The organism is Enterobacter sp. NFIX59 (assembly GCF_900113755.1).
GTDB lineage: Bacteria > Pseudomonadota > Gammaproteobacteria > Enterobacterales > Enterobacteriaceae > Enterobacter > Enterobacter pseudoroggenkampii.
In genome coordinates, this window is record NZ_FOQN01000002.1 from 288497 (window position 1) to 305858 (window position 17362).

14 protein-coding genes, 1 tRNA gene and 1 pseudogene are annotated in these 17362 nt (G+C 50.8%); 10 read left to right on the forward strand and 6 right to left on the reverse strand.

Translation table 11 applies throughout. The features are described 5' to 3' along the window. Positions 1-341: 341 nt before the first annotated feature. The 5 genes from BM007_RS10115 (at position 342) to BM007_RS10135 (ending at position 6831) form a co-directional block, all read left to right on the forward strand. On the forward strand, positions 342-1982 hold the full coding sequence (locus BM007_RS10115; protein ID WP_090418546.1) for an ATP-binding protein: 1641 nt from the start codon (positions 342-344) through the stop codon (positions 1980-1982). Further along, the gene (locus BM007_RS10120; RefSeq protein WP_024909323.1) at positions 1966-2661 is read left to right on the forward strand and encodes a response regulator; all 696 of its coding nucleotides are present in this window, start codon (positions 1966-1968) and stop codon (positions 2659-2661) included. Before BM007_RS10115 ends, BM007_RS10120 begins: the two co-directional genes overlap by 17 nt. 168 nt (positions 2662-2829) lie before the next feature. Then, positions 2830-3918, forward strand: coding sequence for an ABC transporter substrate-binding protein (locus BM007_RS10125; protein WP_090418548.1), 1089 nt, complete (start codon positions 2830-2832; stop codon positions 3916-3918). An 80-nt stretch (positions 3919-3998) separates the two neighbouring features. Then, positions 3999-5768, forward strand: a complete 1770-nt coding sequence (locus BM007_RS10130; RefSeq protein WP_023294491.1) for an ABC transporter permease — start codon at positions 3999-4001, stop codon at positions 5766-5768. Then, positions 5761-6831, forward strand: a complete 1071-nt coding sequence (locus BM007_RS10135; protein ID WP_032648170.1) for an ABC transporter ATP-binding protein — start codon at positions 5761-5763, stop codon at positions 6829-6831. The genes BM007_RS10130 and BM007_RS10135 overlap by 8 nt, the downstream gene beginning before the upstream one ends. Positions 6832-6978: 147 nt before the next feature. Here the strand turns inward: BM007_RS10135 and BM007_RS23420 are convergent. Next, a pseudogene (locus BM007_RS23420) lies at positions 6979-7235 on the reverse strand (integrase); the annotation flags it as partial. A gap of 262 nt (positions 7236-7497) precedes the next feature. Between BM007_RS23420 and BM007_RS10145 the strand changes: the two are divergent. The 4 genes from BM007_RS10145 to BM007_RS10155 all read left to right on the forward strand — a co-directional run bounded on the left by BM007_RS10145 (position 7498) and on the right by BM007_RS10155 (position 12179). After that, a complete protein-coding gene (locus BM007_RS10145) occupies positions 7498-8700 on the forward strand; it encodes a DUF262 domain-containing protein (protein WP_090418551.1) in 1203 nt (400 codons plus the stop codon). Next, on the forward strand, positions 8693-9790 hold the full coding sequence (locus BM007_RS10150) for a DUF3696 domain-containing protein (protein ID WP_083264071.1): 1098 nt from the start codon (positions 8693-8695) through the stop codon (positions 9788-9790). The genes BM007_RS10145 and BM007_RS10150 overlap by 8 nt, the downstream gene beginning before the upstream one ends. Before the next feature lies 1 nt (position 9791). After that, positions 9792-10799 (forward strand): hypothetical protein, encoded by a 1008-nt coding sequence (locus tag BM007_RS23015; RefSeq protein ID WP_139210902.1) that lies wholly within the window; start codon positions 9792-9794, stop codon positions 10797-10799. A gap of 573 nt (positions 10800-11372) precedes the next feature. Further along, positions 11373-12179: a DUF4225 domain-containing protein gene (locus BM007_RS10155; RefSeq protein ID WP_090418554.1), complete on the forward strand. Its 807-nt coding sequence runs from the start codon at positions 11373-11375 to the stop codon at positions 12177-12179. On the opposite strand, the gene BM007_RS10160 is transcribed toward BM007_RS10155, so the two are convergent. The 3 genes from BM007_RS10160 to actS form a co-directional block, all read right to left on the reverse strand. Beyond that, positions 12176-12490 carry a hypothetical protein gene (locus tag BM007_RS10160; protein ID WP_090418557.1) on the reverse strand — a complete coding sequence of 105 codons (315 nt, stop codon included), beginning with the start codon at positions 12488-12490 and terminating at the stop codon, positions 12176-12178. The genes BM007_RS10155 and BM007_RS10160 overlap by 4 nt on opposite strands. A 596-nt stretch (positions 12491-13086) precedes the next feature. Further along, positions 13087-13160 (reverse strand) — tRNA-Gly (locus tag BM007_RS10165). An 80-nt stretch (positions 13161-13240) separates the two neighbouring features. Then, entirely contained in the window at positions 13241-13984 is a 744-nt protein-coding gene (gene actS / locus BM007_RS10170) for an amidase activator ActS (RefSeq protein ID WP_090418560.1), read from the reverse strand. A gap of 163 nt (positions 13985-14147) precedes the next feature. Between actS and idi the strand changes: the two genes are divergently transcribed. Beyond that, a complete protein-coding gene (gene idi, locus BM007_RS10175) occupies positions 14148-14690 on the forward strand; it encodes an isopentenyl-diphosphate Delta-isomerase (protein WP_090418563.1) in 543 nt (180 codons plus the stop codon). A gap of 38 nt (positions 14691-14728) precedes the next feature. Here the strand turns inward: idi and lysS are convergent, their stop codons facing one another. Beyond that, on the reverse strand, positions 14729-16246 hold the full coding sequence (gene lysS / locus BM007_RS10180; protein ID WP_090418566.1) for a lysine--tRNA ligase: 1518 nt from the start codon (positions 16244-16246) through the stop codon (positions 14729-14731). Between the two features lie 9 nt (positions 16247-16255). Next, a protein-coding gene (prfB, locus tag BM007_RS10185) for a peptide chain release factor 2 (protein ID WP_096059326.1) occupies positions 16256-17354 on the reverse strand; the annotation gives its coding sequence in 2 pieces (ribosomal slippage) (positions 16256-17278 and positions 17280-17354; 1098 coding nt in all). Positions 17355-17362: the final 8 nt, after the last annotated feature.

Below are 17362 nucleotides of genomic sequence, written 5' to 3' on the forward strand. Positions count from 1 at the left end.
CTGAATGAAGCATAGCCTTACGGGATCCTGATGGCTATATACCCGTCATACTTCAAGCTGCAGGTGCGTTGGCTGCACTCACTCACCCCAGTCACGTACTTATGTACGCTCCCGGGGATTCGTTCCCTTGCCGCGTTACTCGGCCTGTGGCCTCGCCCCTTCGGGGCCAGCGCAAGCGCTGTTCAAAACGGCAAGCCGTTTTGTCCTGCAACTCGAATTATTTAGGGTATAACGCCGAAAACGAAAAGCCAGGTCACAACTCTTTTCTCGCCAGATTGCGTCCACTACTGGCGCATGTCAGGCTCGGCAAATGTCACTTTTACATAACTTCCGCAGGTTGAATGAAACGCAGACTCTCTTTTCAGGTAAAGCTGTTTTTAGCGCTGGTGTGCTTCTCCTGCCTGCTGTTAGTTCTGCTGGGAACAATCCTGTTTCATTTTATTGACCGACAGCTCCATCACGATCTCGGCCAGCGCGCCCGGGTTCAGGCCAGCCAGATCGCGCTGATGCCGGGTCTGGCGGCAATGGTTGCGGCCAGAGATATCCCCGGCATCGCCCGGTTAATTCAGCCCCTGCGCGCCGAAAGCGATGCCAGCTACATTGTGATTGGCGATACCGAGGAACAGCACCTTTATCATTCGGAATCCCCGGAGCGTATTAATTTACCGATGATCGGCGGGGACAATGCGGAGGTGTTAAAGGGCAAAACCATTATTTCCGTGCGTCAGGGTGGGATTGGCGTGTCGCTACGCAGCAAAGCGCCGATCTTTAACGCGCAGCACCAGGTGATTGGCATTGTCTCGGTCGGCTATCTGACATCCTATATTGCCAATATTAATGCCCGCATTCTCTGGCAGTCCGGGCTTTACGGCGCGGGTCTTCTTCTGCTGCTGTTTATGTTCTCCTGGCTGTTTACCCGCAATCTTAAAAAACAGATGTTCCGACTGGAGCCGAAAGATATCGCTCAGCTGGTTTTACAGCAGCGCGCGCTATTAGAAGCCATGTATGAGGGGGTATTTGCCGTCAATGAAGAGAAGCAGCTGATTTTAATTAACCGCGCCGCACGAGAAATGCTGGATATTCGGCAAAGTGAGAAAGAACTTATCGGCAAACCGCTGGAAGACGTTCTGCAGACGTCACCGGGCTTTTTATCTCAGCGCTACGCCTCGGTGAGCGCTGGCCGCCACGACCAGATTGCCGTTCTTAACCAGCGCGAGGTGATCGTCAACCGCGTGGCGATTGAGGTCGACCCCGGCGTTGAAAGCGGCTGGGTCTACAGCTTTCGCGACAAAAATGACATCAACACCCTCAGCAGCCAGCTCAGTCAGATCAAGCGCTATGCGGATAACCTGCGCATTATGCGCCACGAGCAGCTGAACTGGACCGCCACGCTGGTAGGATTACTGCAGATGAAACACTATGACGAGGCGCTCCGTTACATCCAGGTACAGTCTGAAGGCGCGCAGCGGGTGCTGGATTTTGTCTCCGCTCGCTTTTCCTCTCCTGCACTGTGTGGGCTGCTGCTCGGGAAATACGTCAGCGCGCGCGAGAAAGGGATCGAGCTGCTGTTTGATCCCGCCTGCCAGCTCACCCGCATGCCTGCCACGCTCAACGAAACGGAGCTGATGTCGGTTATTGGTAATCTGCTGGATAACGCGGTGGACGCGACCCTTAAGGCACCGGTACCCGCGCCGGTGGAGCTTTACATTTCTGACCGTAACCAGGATCTGCTGATCGAGGTGGCCGACCGGGGCTGCGGGGTGGAGGATGCGATGAAGCCGCATATCTTCCGCCAGGGGTTCAGCAGCAAACCGGACAGCGAAAACGACATTGTGGGCACCGAGCACGGTATTGGCCTGTTTCTGGTGGCAGGATATATCGACAAGGCTGGCGGCAGTATTGAGATTGCCGACAACACGCCGCAGGGTACTATTTTTTCTGTGTTTATTCCGAATGGGCAAAAGCATGACCCGAGCACTTGATGTTGTGATCGTTGAAGATGAGCCGCACCTGGCGGAGCTGCATCGCGAGTATATCGAGCAGAATTTTCATTTGCGCGTGGTGGGCATCGCCGCGTCGATTGAGCAGGCATGCAGCCTGATTCGTCAGCATCAGCCGCGGCTTATCCTGCTAGACAACTATCTTCCGGACGGTAAAGGCGTGGAGCTCATCGATAACCCGCTGCTGAAAAGCTACGAATGCTCGGTGATCTTCATCACCGCCGCCAGCGATATGCAAACCTGCAGCCACGCCATGCGCAGCGGCGCGTTTGACTACCTCATCAAGCCCGTCTTTTTCCAGCGCCTGCACGCCTCGCTGGAGCGGTTTATGCGCTTCATCCATACCGTGCAGCAGGTGAAGGTTGTCGACCAGCATGCGCTGGATCGCCTGTTTAATCTGCCTGCCGCGGAATCCTCAGCTACGCCGTCCACGAAGGGTATTGAGCCCCAGACGCTGGAACGCATTAAACGCCTGTTCGCCGAACATCCCGACAATGCGATGTCGGTTGAGGAGGTGGTGGAAAACGTGGGGATCAGCAAAACCACGGGGCGTCGCTATCTTGAATATTGCGTGGAGAGCGGATTAATCAGCGTCGAAATGCTGTATGGCAATATTGGTCATCCACGCCGGTTATACCGCAAAGCCCCCGATAAACCGTAATCCAGAACCGTTCGTAAGCTAACGTTCGCGGATTTTATGGTGTTAATTGCTGAAACGACGGCGACAATCACACTTCGGTATCATTATCCGCTCCCCCCTATTGTGGGTGGAGCCCGATACGCTATGTTGACAATTAGTTCCTCAAATGTAACTAAAAGGTTAACTATAATGTCGAACACGTTCCGAATTTCTCTGCTTACCGCTACTGTACTGTTCTCTGCTTCTGCACTCTCTGCCCTGCCGCAGGGCTATCCTGCTGAGTATCAAAAAGTGGTTGATGCCGCCACGAAAGAGGGCAAGGTTGTCATCTATTCCACCACCGACATCAAAGCTGCCGGACCGCTGATCCAGGGCTTCGAAAAAACCTACCCGGGCATTAAAGTTGAATACAACGACATGAACAGCACCGAGCTGTACAACCGTTTCATCAGCGAACAGGCTTCCGGCGGCGTGAGCGGCGACGTGGTCTGGAGCTCCTCGATGGACACCGGCCTGAAGCTCGCCACCGACTACGCCATGGAGTATAAATCTCCGGAGCAAAGCCAGCTGCCGAAATGGGCGGTCTGGAAAGATAAGGCCTACGGCACCACCTATGAGCCGGTGGTCTTTATCTACAACAAGCGTCTGATCCCGGCCGGTGACGTGCCGGATTCTCACGCCGCGCTGGCGAAGCTGATTGCCAGCCAGACGGACAAATTCAAGAACAAAGTCACTACCTACGATATCGAAAAATCGGGTCTGGGCTTTATGCTCTCGGTGCAGGATCACAACGCCGATCCAAACTACTTTAAGACCCTGGCCGACGTCGCCAAAGGGGGCCTGTCGGTGCAGTCGTCTACCGGCACCATGATGGAGCGCGTCTCCTCCGGTGAAAACCTGATCGGCTTCAACATCCTCGGTTCTTATGCGGAAGCGCGTGCGAAGAACGATCCGTCACTCGGCATCTCCTATCCGAAGGATTACACCCTGGTGCTGTCGCGCGTTTCGTTCATCAGCCAGCAGGCGCAAAACGGCAATGCCGCAAAACTGTGGCTGGACTACGTGCTCTCTGAACAAGGGCAAAACATTCTGGCCAATCAGGCGGACATCCCCTCCATTCGTAACGATATCGAAGGCAAGAATGATATCGACGGCCTGACAAAAATCCTCGGCAACGCGCTGAAGCCGATCCCGGTTGATGAAACCCTGCTGGAATACCTGCAGCCGAAAAAACGCCTCGAGTACATCAAAGAGTGGCGTACCGCCGCCGGTAAATAAGCGTCTGAGCGCGGCGCTGGTCGCCGCGCTTCCTTATCGACTGAGTTCGTTTTTCTGGGCTGCAACACCAGGGATACCCCATGAATACATTACGCAGAAAGTGGCAAAGCCTGCCGCGAGGCATCGTCGTGCTGATAACCGCCCTGGTTATCTACACGCCGCTGTCGTTTATCGTGATACAGAGCTTCCTGTCCGCGCCGTTCTTTTCGCCGTCAAAAGAGTGGAGCTTTGAATCATTTGATTTTATTTTCACCGACCCTGATTTTTATAAGGCCCTGAAAAGCGGCTTTATTCTGGCTTTCGGGCTGGTCTTTATCTCTATTCCGCTGGGCGGCGTGCTGGCGTTTCTGATGGTGCGTACCGACCTGCCCGGCCGCCGGTTGATTGAGCCGCTGATCCTGGTGCCGATTTTCGTTTCACCGATGGTGCTGGGCTTCGGCTACGTGGTGGCCGCCGGTCCGGTGGGCTTTCTCTCCCAGTGGGCAGAGGCGCTGATTGGCTTTGTGCCGTGGAACATCTACGACATGTCGAGCATTGTGGTCATCGCCGGCCTGACGCACGTCCCGCACGCCTATCTGTATATCTCGTCTGCACTGCGCAGCGTGGGGTCCGATGTGGAAGAAGCCGCGCGCACCGCGGGCGCGTCGCCCTGGCAGGTGATGACCTCCGTCAGCCTGCCGATGGTGCGCCCATCTATTCTGTACGCCACCGTGCTGCTGTTCTTCCTGGGGCTGGAGGTGTTCGGCCTGATGCTGGTCCTCGGCGACCCGGAAGGCAACATGGTGCTGGCGACCTATCTCTATAAGCTTACGAACAAGATGGGCACCCCATCTTATAACCTGATGGCAGCGGTTGCCGTGGTGCTGATCTGCATCACCATCCCGCTGGTGATGCTCCAGCGTCGACTGATGCGTACCGCCAACCGCTTCGTCACCATGAAGGGCAAGGCCTCGCAGGCACGCGCGCTGCCGCTGGGTAAATGGCGCTGGGTGGCTGGCGCGGTGATTGCCTTCTGGCTCACCGTCACCATTGGCGTTCCATTGCTCGGCGTGGTGCTGCGCGCGTTTATCTCCAACTGGGGCGTGGGCGTTTCGCTGTGGGACGAGCTTTCTCTGAACACCTTCCGCACCATCTGGGCGCAGCCCAACCTGCTGCGCGCCATCGTCAACTCCATGGCGATTGGCGTCATTGGCGGCGCGCTGGCCGTGGTGTGCTACCTGTTTGTCGGCATTGCCATGCACCGCAAGCCTGATAACACCACGCGTTTCCTGGACTACAGCGTGCTGGTGCCGCGCGCCGTGCCTGGCCTGCTGGCGGGTCTGGCCTTCCTATGGGTGTTCCTGTTCCTGCCGATGTGGCTGGATAACTCGCTGAAATCCGGCTGGCTTTCCGGGTTCGCCTGGACCGACTGGATGCGTGAAAACGTCATCGTCTGGCTACGCTCGCTGCGCAGCACTATTTTCAGCGTCTGGCTGGCCTATACCGTGGTGTGGATGGCTTACGGGCTGAGGCTCATCTCTTCCACGCTGCTGCAGGTAGGGCCGGAGCTTGAAGAGGCGGCGCGCAGCACCGGGGCGACGCGCGGGCAGATCACCCGCCACGTCACCATTCCGCTCTCCCGCTACGGCCTTATCGGTTCGTGGCTGCTGATGTTCCTGATCTTTGAGCGCGAATACTCAACGGGTGTGTATCTGCTTTCGCCCGGCACGGAGACCATCGGCTCGATGCTGGTTTCCCTCTGGGCCGCGGGTGCCATTGATATCGTGGCGGCGCTCTCTTTCATTAATATCCTGCTGGTCGTGGTAGGTCTGGGCATTGCCCTTCGTTTCGGAGTGAAAATACATGATTGAATTAGCGGTTGACGATCTGCACTTAACCTACGGCGACAATCCTGTTTTAAAAGGTGTCTCCATGAACCTGAAGCGCGGCGAAGTGGTCTCCCTGTTAGGCCCCTCCGGCAGCGGCAAAACCACCCTGCTCCGCGCCGTCGCGGGTCTGGAAAAACCGACCCAGGGCTCGATTGTGATTGGCAACAATAAAGTTTACGACGGCACGCCGCGCAGTGAGGTCCCGGCGGAAGAGCGTAACCTGGGGCTGGTATTTCAGTCCTATGCCCTGTGGCCGCACAAAACCGTGTTTGAGAACGTGGCCTATCCGCTCAAGCTGCGCAAAGTCCCGGCCAAAGAGATCCAGCAGCGCGTGCAGGACGTGCTGGACCAGCTTGGTCTGGGCCATCTTGGCAAACGTCACCCGCACCAGCTCTCCGGTGGGCAGCAGCAGCGCGTGGCGATTGGCCGCGCGCTGGTGTACAACCCGCCGGTGATTTTGCTGGACGAGCCGCTTTCCAACCTCGACGCCAAGCTGCGCGAAGAAGCCCGCGTGTTCCTGCGCGAGCTGATTATCAAGCTCGGGCTGTCCGCGTTGATGGTGACGCACGACCAGAACGAAGCGATGTCCATTTCCGACCGCATCCTGCTGCTGAACAACGGCAAGATCGAACAGCAAGGCACGCCGCAGGAGATGTACGGCTCGCCGAAGACGCTGTTTACCGCCGAGTTTATGGGCAGCAACAACCGCCTGCACGGCAAGGTCACCGAAGTACGCGACGGCAAAGCGCGTATTGAAGGGAAAGGCTGGGTGCTGTGGGGCCAGGCGGGCGAAGGGGTGCAGAGCGGTAATGACGCCACGGCGGTGATCCGCGTCGAGCGCGTGGCGGTGGTCGAGGGACCAGGGGAAAATCAGCTTGAGCTACCGCTGCTCACCAGCATGTACCTTGGCGACCGCTGGGAGTACCTGTTCCGCACGGTGGGGGATGATTTTGTGATCCGCGCGTATGGGCATGAGGTTCGGGATCCGCAGCACTGCCATCTTTCGCTGCCTGAGAAGCATGTTTGGGTGTTCCCGAAAGGGTAATTTGAAAAGAAAAGGCTGCGGGATGCAGCCTTTTTGCTTTGACAGGTGAGAGCATGCAATCTACCTCTCAAATGTTACTTTTCCGATGTCAACAACGTCTGCACTTGCCCGACTTACTGAAATTGCGGAATGCCCTGGACTGCCGCAGATGGTGGCAGTGGCACGGCCGGTATCGCGCAGAAGTTTCGTGACGGCCATTACGTAATGGCGCCGCAGGCTGCCCCAGCTGTAGGACTCAGGGAAGCGGCCCCGAGCATGCCGGCAACAATGCCAAGGAACGAGGCCCTGGTCAGCCAACTGCGGGCAAAGTTGAGGGAAAGCAGGTAGGACTGGGCAGGATTAACCGGGTCTTTACCTCCGGGCAGCATCGGCATGAAATTCTCATTGGGCAGAATGACAGCCAGCGACAGGTTAAGCTCAGGATCATCATCGGGTATCAGGACATTCAGGGCCCGTCCGGGGCGGAAGTCCTCCGGCGCGCTGCGTGAAAAATCGAGGTGAATGATTCCGAAAAGCGTACCGCAGAGAGTCTACTTTTCAAAGGTACATTTTAGTAAGTAGAAAACAAAATTTTAGATGTTTTAGAACAAAATCATACACGGGTTTTCCAGAGCAAATTTTTAAAGATATAATGTAAAATACAAGCTTAGTTATGTGAGATGAAAAATGATTGCTGATGAAGAATTTGACGAAGCGAACGCTAATGTTGTAGTAACCATAGACAAGGAACTGAAAGTCGAAATGGAGAAATTTGATGATTCTCCATCTGCACATCCTTGGGATCCTGAAAAAATAAGAATTACAACAAAGCATTTTTCCCTACGTGAAGTAGTGGACCAAATAAACGATAAGGATATTGATCTCTCACCCGACTTCCAGCGTGATTACGTCTGGAGCACTCAACAAAAGATTAGATTGATTGAATCAGTATTATTAGGCATTCCTTTGCCAGCTTTCTATTTCAATCAGGAATCTGACGGATCATTTCAGATAGTCGATGGAGTGCAAAGATTAAGTACTATATCTTCTTTCATGAATAATTTATATTCATTGCAATCCCAACATTTAGAGTATCTTAAGCATTTAGATGGAATTAATTTTGAAAACCTCCCTTCTCTAGAATTGAGGCGTTTCAGGGCTACTCAAATTGTAGTTCATGTAATCGAGCCATCAACACCCAATGGTATTAAATACGATATATTTAGCAGGGTAAATACTTTAGGTAGCCCGCTCAAGCCGCAAGAAATAAGACATGCTATGAGCACATCACGTGCAAGAGAATATTTGAAATTACTTTCAGAGAATGACTTTTTTGATAATGCTACCGGCTGGAATTTTTGGAATTCAGTTGATGGTATAAAAGTACGCGATAGCGGACGTATGACTAATCAGGAGTTGGTCTTACGGTATTGCGCATTCAAAATGACTTCTATTGATGAGTATAGAAATTATGCAAGCTTAGACCGTTTTTTGATCGATTTTACACGTCGGCTTGATGGAAGAAAATCTGAGGAGTCGGATCTAGCCCCTATTAGTGACGATGAGTTAGATTTACTTTATCAAAGCTTCATATCGTCGATGAGAAGTGCATATGATATTCTTGGCGATAACGCATTTCGAAGAATAGAAGAAGGTAAAAAACGAGGGCCTATAAATAGAGCTATTTTTGAATCTCAAAGTATCGCTTTGTCTTTATTTCCTTATAACAAACTTATAGATAAGAAAGAGGAAGTAAAACAATCCTTACTTGAGCTATTCAAAGATGAGAACTATCTGAAGTCTGTAACTGTGAGCACCGGTTCACCTAGCGCGGTAATAGCAAGATTAACCAAACCAATAAATGAATTAAAGAGTATACTTAATGATTAAAACAGTTAAGATTGAAGGTTTCAAGCGATTCATTTGTGAAACCTTTCCACTAAAAAATCTAACAATTTTAGCTGGAGTAAATGGTGCAGGTAAATCATCACTTATTCAAGCAATTTTGTTATCTCATGAAGCCTCTAAAGGTCACAATACAGTACCATTAGACACCGCTTATGGCGTTGATCTTGGGACAGTACAAGATATAATGAACTGGCGTAATGGAAAGGAAGAGATTGATATCTCCCTTGAATTTAATAATGGAGTGCATGGTGAGTTCAAATTTACATCTTCAAATTTATTTTCTTTATATTTGGATGTGAAGTATTTTTACTCTGGAGAGTATTTTAATACAGAAAACAGATCGTTTATATATTTGTCAGCGGAACGATTTGGCCCAAAAGCGGAATATAAATTCACGTCAAAGCATCATCAAGAACTAGAGCTTGGAATTAGAGGGGAATATTGTGCACAGCTTATAGATAGCATTGGTTTAATGCCTATTAATCACGCCTCCAGAACTCATCCTGACACTCCAGAAAATGAAGCTGTTTTTTTGAACTACCAATTGGAAAGATGGCTTTCTGAAATTTTTAGACCTATTAAAGTACGCTCAGAAAAATATGGATCAAATACATCTTCCTCACTACAATTCAAAGTTGAAAATGGAGAGTGGGTTAAAGCTTCAAACATGGGGTTTGGGGTAACATATGTTTTACCAATAATTCTTGCAGGTTTAGTAATTAAAGAGAATGGTCTGCTTATAATTGAAAACCCAGAAGCTCATTTGCATCCTGCTGGCCAATCAAAAATTGGAGAGTATATTGGTTGGTTATCTGCGAAAGGGGTTCAGGTTTTAGTGGAGACTCACTCAGATCATGTCCTTAATGGTATAAGAAAATCTATAGCAGCTAAAAATAACATTTCACATAAAGATGCAAATGTTTTATTTTTTGATAATAACGAAAAAGAACCATCAATTACTGAGTTACATTTTACTGAATATGGCGGTTTATCTGGATGGCCAAACTCTTTCTTCGATCAATACCAACTAGATACAGCTACTCTCGGTAAATTTAGACGGAGCAGAATATAAAATGTCATTCGTTATTGATTCATCTGACTGGGATTTTATAAATCTCTCATGTCCAGAAATTGCTAATATTTTAGAAAACTTCCTAGATAGGCTATATATCGCTAAGGAACGTGGAGAAGAATTCTTTTTCGGTAATGAATTTCAGAGCAAAAATGTATGTAGGGGAATGGATCTTTGGACATTCCTTTGCTCTCCAGAATCTGCTGAAATCGACAAGGGAATCAAAGATGAATTAGCGTCATATATAAATCGTGGATGTTTTTATGAGGATATGGAAAATTTATGGCCCCCTACCTTTCTAAAAAGTGATGTCACTGATAGTTCTGGTGCAATTGTCGGACTTGATTATGCTTATGCTTATCATAACTTGATTAACAATACCCCTTTCGCCTGTATATCACTCAGGGATAAATCAAAGCTTCCGGTTTCGTCAACATATGGACAATTAGAAATTTACTTTGTTAATTCTGAAAAAAGCAATTTAACATTCTGGAGAGAGTGTGCATTATCGACAGTAAGGGATACCCAGGAAAACTTACATATTCTTTCAAGCCATCTTTATCCTGATTTATATTTCTTCAAAGGTGTATGGGACGGAATAGACTCGTTTGAGGGCGGCTATTCTTCTGTTTATCAAAAACTAAAAAAATATTTAGAAGTATTCAACGATTATGGTAATTGGATTTATTCCGCTCCACCTCCTGCGATACATATTACCGATACAATTAATTCAACAATAGGTCAGAAGCCAACCAATGAACTAATTGAAGAACGATTCCAAGCCTTAGGATTATGTGTAGCGCCTGAAAAACCAGATGTTAGAAAAAATGAAAAATGTCGAAAAGAAAGAGAGATAGTTATTAACAAAACCACGCATTATTGTGAATGGCATGGTAAGTTTGAGCCACATCAAAACAGAATTCATGTACATGGCCCAACATCACATTCTGCAGGAAAATTTATTATTGCTATTTTTTGTAAGCATCTATCATTGCCCAAGCATAAGTAAATGTACCGAGCCGGCTGGCCGCGGGACGTGTAGTAAGACAACGGTCAATCACGTCCTGAAGGATCCCGAGTCGGTTCACATCGTTCATCGAGAAAAACTCCATTCCGCGTCTTATCCTTTGAAAGCAATGATCGCTGGAGTGAGGCTATAGCACGGACATGTATATGGTCAGATGCGGACATCTCAATTTAGCTACCACATTATCAGTTCGCATAACAAAGAATATGTTAAATAACCGAACAATTAGTGAACAGACGCACTTCAAAACATCAAGTTATCTCCCTTGCGTCAGCCCAAAGCAGCATTGTGTAACTGCCCTGCTTGTTGCAGTGAGGCGTGTCGCTGAAGGCATCACGTAGCGATATTTGTCGAAGAAAAGCGCTTTTCACCGAGGGCCTGGGCTGACGGTCTAGCAGATCACCAATAGAGCCGGGGATATTTTGAACAGGAGAATGTAAACTGGAAGGATAAAGCAACGGGACACCCACGGGGGCGGGTTGTGAAAGTGTTTCCTGTTGTCTTCGACCTTATTGCACGTAAAATGACCAGACACATTTTGGGAAGGAGTCTTTAATGGATATTGCGCTGCTCAACAGGGGCTGGAACAGAACATGGTCAGATACCATGGTAAATCTGGAAGCCCGGAAACTCGTCGAAACTGCCAATCGGCTATCAGCATTCTATTTGCAAGATGGGATAACACGTATCAAGTTTGTCGAAGAGATAAGGCAGGTTGTAGAGAAAGAATTTGAAACTGCACGACGGGCCAAAACCGATGAAGAATGCATTGCATGCATCAAAAATCTGCGTGCCGAAACAGATAATCTGCAAGAACAAGAACGCTTGTTAAGAACCAGAGCCGCCCAACTTTATGCAAAGGTCGAGTTTGTCAGGGAAAACAATAAAATCGTCGGATACGTGATTTCGGCAATCCATATAGTGGTATCTGGAGCAGCATTATTTGGTGGGATGGTTATGATGTCCACTATGACCCCTATTGGAGTTCTTGCAGGAGCAGTTTTATTTGTTGATGGTATTAACGGTATAACAAAAGAAGCAAGCCATCTTCGCTATGGTGAACAATCCAAATCGGAAGGAATTTTTGCTGATGGCGCAATGGAGACCGCACAATTTATGGGGTTTAGCCCAAAAAGTGGATTAGCTCTTTATAATACGGTGACTCTAGGGGCGAGTGTATATAGTATCTTCGGCTTAGCAAGGAAACCCGGAGCTTGGCGATTATTCCGTTGGCTGCCGCGTGATTACTACCGAAAAGTTGACACAATGAGCAAGCCTAAGCTAACCATGAAAATCGCTGGATATGGTGTCAAAGCGAAAGTCATTTTTGATCTTCTGGCTACTGATAACAGTACTAATTAAGATTTGTTCGCTCTACAGAATCGCCAAGATTTATAAGCAAGTACAGGCGGTTGTATAAAAATTGCAACCGCTGCGCCACAAGAAAGGCCAATAGCACCAGAGAAAACACTCTGCTCAGATGCGAACATCACAAGAAAAATGAATACAGCAAGGCAACCGGATACAACCCACACGGCAAGAATAAATCGCCTGGCCAGGTCCCTGATTGCATTCCCCAACGTTCCACCATAGCTTTCAACGTTGTTCTTTATCTTCTTCAAATCCGACGGTGTAAAGCCAGAACCCAACAAAGCCTCATCAGTAACATCCATATTGTCCTCTCCGCATTTCTTAACTGGCAATGGCACACATAATCATAGTGATGAACTTTACAGTAATCCACATGATGTTTGTGCAATGTATCAGATTTCAGACAATAGAAGCCATAAAGCCCCGTTAGTGGTACAAGCAACAAGCGGAGCATAGCGACTGCATCAGGCCAACCTGGTTGGTTTCGCTTTGCGAAAGTCACCAGTGACCAAATCAGATTGTCAGAGGGATCACACCTTATCAGGGTGCTCGTGTACCTTTCGGAGAGTGAGCGAAGCGCTGGCAGGGCCTGCATATCGTGTGCAGGTACGTTTACCACTATACACCTGTTTACGCAGCCACAAGGCCGCACATCGGGCTTAAATGCGTATGATCAATCTGTTCGGGAGTTATGCCAGGTATGCGGCTTTTTGTTCGTTGTTTTGCTGTCGCGGTAAGAACTTGGAACCACCGCCAGCGTGATGATATGCTCCCTTGTACCACAGACCAATCACGCGACAGGTGCGGGTGTAGAACAATGGGTAGTTTAAGTTGTACCTGCTAAAGCGGGGCAACGTAACTAACTGCTAAATCATAACTTATTGATTTATCAGGAGATTGGAGCGGGCGAAGGGAATCGAACCCTCGTATAGAGCTTGGGAAGCTCTCGTTCTACCATTGAACTACGCCCGCTTTGAGGTGCGTAAGGCATTATAGACCTTACGCACCTTCATACAAGCCTCTTCACAACTAACCGGCGATAAAATAATCACTTAGCACTTCGGTTTGCTGCCGGGCGCAGGAAGATAACGCTGCGGATCGATGGCCGTCGCCTTATAGCGAATCTGGAAATGCAGCTTCACCGAATCCGTACCGGTACTGCCCATGGTGGCAATCTTCTGCCCGGCTTTGACGTTCTGCCCGTTATTGACCAGCATCGTGTCGTTGTGCGCATAGGCCGTGATGTAGTCTTCCCCATGCTTAATCATGATCAGGTTACCGTAGCCGCGCAGCTGGTTACCGACATAAACCACCTTCCCGGCTCCGGAGGCATAAACCGGCGTACCGCGCGCAGCGGCGATATCAATACCCTTGTTACCACCTTCAGAGAGTGAGTAAGGGGCAACCACTTTACCGCTGGCAGGCCAAATCCAGCAGCGCTGTCCAACCGGCGGCCATGACGATTGCGGCACCTGATAGGACGGCGTCACTTTGGCGGTTTTGCCTTTCGAAGAGGACTTTTTACCCGAGGACGTTCCGCCGCTCACCTTCAGCTGCTGCCCCACCTCGATGGTGTAGGGCGGCGAGAGGTTATTCAGCCGCGCCAGATCCTTCACGCTGCTCCCCGTTGCGCGCGAAATCCGGTACAGGGTGTCCCCGCGTTTGACGGTGTAGACCGAACCGGAATAGCTTCCCGTATCCGAAGATTTGCTCCCTGAACAGCCCGCCAGGAATAGCGTCAACGTCAGGCAAAAAACAGCGGTAATGGGATTTTTCGTCAGGCTTCCTGCAAACAAAACAGATCCTCGGTCAGCGTGAATGGCGCCCTATGATAACAGCCAAAACGAACAGGGGTCATGCCCTTTTCCGCTCTACGAGCCAAACCGTTCGTATAAGAATGCAGTATAATGCTTCGGCTGATGGTGCTGAACCACTCGGCATTTTGGCACTGGAGCATCAATGAGTATTCAAGAACACGTTATTTTGGTAAACGACCAGGGAATGGTGATTGGCACTCAGGAAAAATATGCCGCGCACACGTTACATACCCCGCTGCATCTGGCTTTCTCTTCCTGGCTTTTTAACGCAAAAGGCGAATGTCTGATCACCCGGCGCGCCTTAAGCAAAAAAGCCTGGCCCGGCGTCTGGACCAACTCCGTCTGCGGCCACCCACAGTCCGGCGAAGAGACGATACAGGCGATAATCCGCCGCTGCCGCTTTGAAGTGGGCGCGGAACTGACCGATATCACCGCCGTCGCCCCTGAATTTCGCTATCGGGAAACCGACCCGTCCGGGATCGTGGAAAACGAAATTTGCCCGGTATTCGCCGCCCGCATCACCAATGACGTGACGATAAACGAAGATGAAGTGATGGACTATCAGTGGGTTGAGCTGGACGCGCTATTCCGCGCGCTGGACGCGACGCCCTGGGCCTTTAGCCCGTGGATGGTCATGGAAGCGACGACCGCCCGCGAAAAACTCAAAGCCTTCGCGGCGCAATAAAAAAGCCCCTTTCGGGGCTTTTTTTACATCTTAATGTCTTATTTCACCGGGCGCATCGCCGGGAACAGGATCACGTCGCGGATGGTGTGGCTGTTAGTGAACAGCATTACCATACGGTCGATACCAATCCCCAGACCCGCCGTTGGTGGCAGACCGTGCTCCAGCGCGGTCACGTAGTCTTCGTCGAAGAACATCGCTTCGTCGTCGCCTGCCGCTTTCGCGTCAACCTGATCCTGGAAGCGCTGAGCCTGGTCTTCCGCATCGTTCAGCTCGCTAAAGCCGTTGCCGATCTCACGGCCGCCGATGAAGAATTCGAAGCGGTCAGTGATCTCCGGGTTCTGGTCATTACGACGTGCCAGCGGAGAGACTTCAGCCGGGTATTCGGTGATGAAGGTCGGCTGAATCAGGTGCGCTTCGGCCACTTCTTCGAAGATCTCGGTCACGATACGGCCCAGACCCCAGCTCTTCTCAACCTTGATACCGATGCTGTCGGCGATCGCTTTCGCAGAATCGAAGTTATCCAGATCCGCCATGTTGGTTTCAGGACGGTATTTCTTGATCGCTTCGCGCATGGTCAGTTTTTCGAAAGGCTTACCGAAGTCGAAGACTTCTTCACCGTAAGGCACTTCGGTGGTGCCCAGAATGTCCTGCGCCAGGGTGCGGAACAGGGATTCGGTCAGCTCGATCAGATCTTTGTAATCCGCATACGCCATATAGAGTTCCATCATGGTGAACTCTGGGTTATGACGAACGGAGATACCTTCGTTACGGAAGTTACGGTTGATTTCGAACACGCGGTCAAAACCACCAACCACCAGACGCTTCAGGTACAGTTCCGGCGCGATACGCAGGTACATGTCCAGGTCCAGGGCGTTGTGATGGGTGATGAACGGACGCGCAGACGCGCCGCCAGGGATCACCTGCATCATCGGGGTTTCCACTTCCATAAAGTCGCGGTTCACCATGAACTGGCGGATACCGGCCATGATCTGGGAGCGAATTTTGAAGGTCTTGCGGGATTCATCGTTAGAGATGAGATCCAGGTAACGCTGACGATAGCGCGCTTCCTGATCCTGCAGGCCGTGGAATTTGTCCGGCAGCGGGCGCAGAGCTTTGGTCAGCAGACGCAGTTCGGTGCAGTGAATGGACAGCTCACCGGTCTTGGTTTTGAACAGCTTACCTTTCGCGCCCAGGATATCGCCCAGGTCCCATTTCTTGAACTGCTCGTTGTAGATGCCTTCCGGCAGGTCGTCACGAGAAACGTACAGCTGAATGCGGCCACCCACGTCCTGCAGCGTCACGAAAGAGGCTTTACCCATAATGCGGCGGGTCATCATACGGCCAGCAACGGACACTTCAACGTTCAGCGCTTCCAGCTCTTCGTTTTCTTTGCCGTCGAAGTCAGCGTGCAGTTGGTCTGAGGTATGGTCACGACGAAAATCGTTCGGGAACGGCACGCCCTGCTCGCGCAGCGCTGCCAGCTTCTCGCGGCGGGTTTTCAGTTCGTTGTTAAGATCGACTACCGCGTCAGCGCCCTGTGCTTGTTGTTCAGACATGTTGGTTCCTCATAACCCTGCTTTCAAACTTGCTTCGATAAATTGGTCCAGGCTGCCGTCCAGCACCGCCTGCGTGTTGCGGGTTTCAACCCCGGTACGCAGGTCTTTGATGCGGGAGTCATCTAGGACGTAAGAACGGATCTGGCTGCCCCAGCCGATGTCGGACTTGTTGTCTTCCATCGCCTGTTTCTCAGCATTTTTCTTCTGCATCTCCAGCTCATAAAGCTTCGCTTTCATCTGCTTCATGGCCTGGTCTTTGTTCTTATGCTGGGAACGGTCGTTCTGGCATTGCGTGACCAGCCCGGTTGGAATGTGGGTAATACGCACCGCCGATTCCGTACGGTTAACGTGCTGGCCGCCCGCGCCGGATGCGCGATAAACGTCGATACGCAGGTCCGCCGGGTTAATTTCGATATCGATATCTTCGTCAACTTCCGGGTAAACGAACGCGGAGCTGAAGGAGGTATGACGACGGCCGCCGGAGTCGAACGGGCTCTTACGCACCAGGCGGTGAACGCCGGTTTCAGTACGCAGCCAGCCGTAGGCGTAGTCACCGATGATCTTGATGGTGACGGATTTAATACCGGCCACTTCACCTTCAGACTCTTCGATAATTTCAGTTTTGAAGCCGCGCGCTTCTGCCCAACGCAGGTACATGCGCGTCAGCATGCTGGCCCAGTCCTGCGCTTCAGTACCGCCAGAACCTGCCTGAATATCAAGATAGCAGTCAGCACTGTCGTATTCGCCGGAGAACATGCGACGGAATTCAAGCTGCGCCAGCTTCTCTTCCAGCACGTCGAGTTCTGCCACGGCTTCGTTAAAGGTTTCTTCGTCGTCGGCTTCGACGGCCAGCTCCAGCAAACCGGAAACATCTTCCAGCCCCTGGGCCATTTGATCCAGCGTATCTACGATAGCTTCGAGAGAGGAACGCTCTTTACCCAGCGCCTGTGCGCGTTCAGGCTCGTTCCAGACGTCCGGCTGTTCCAGCTCGGCGTTTACTTCTTCAAGACGCTCTTTCTTGGCATCGTAGTCAAAGATACCCCCTAAGAACGTCAGAGCGCTCCGTGAGGTCCTGAATACGGTTTTTTACCGGATTAATTTCAAACATGGTCTGTT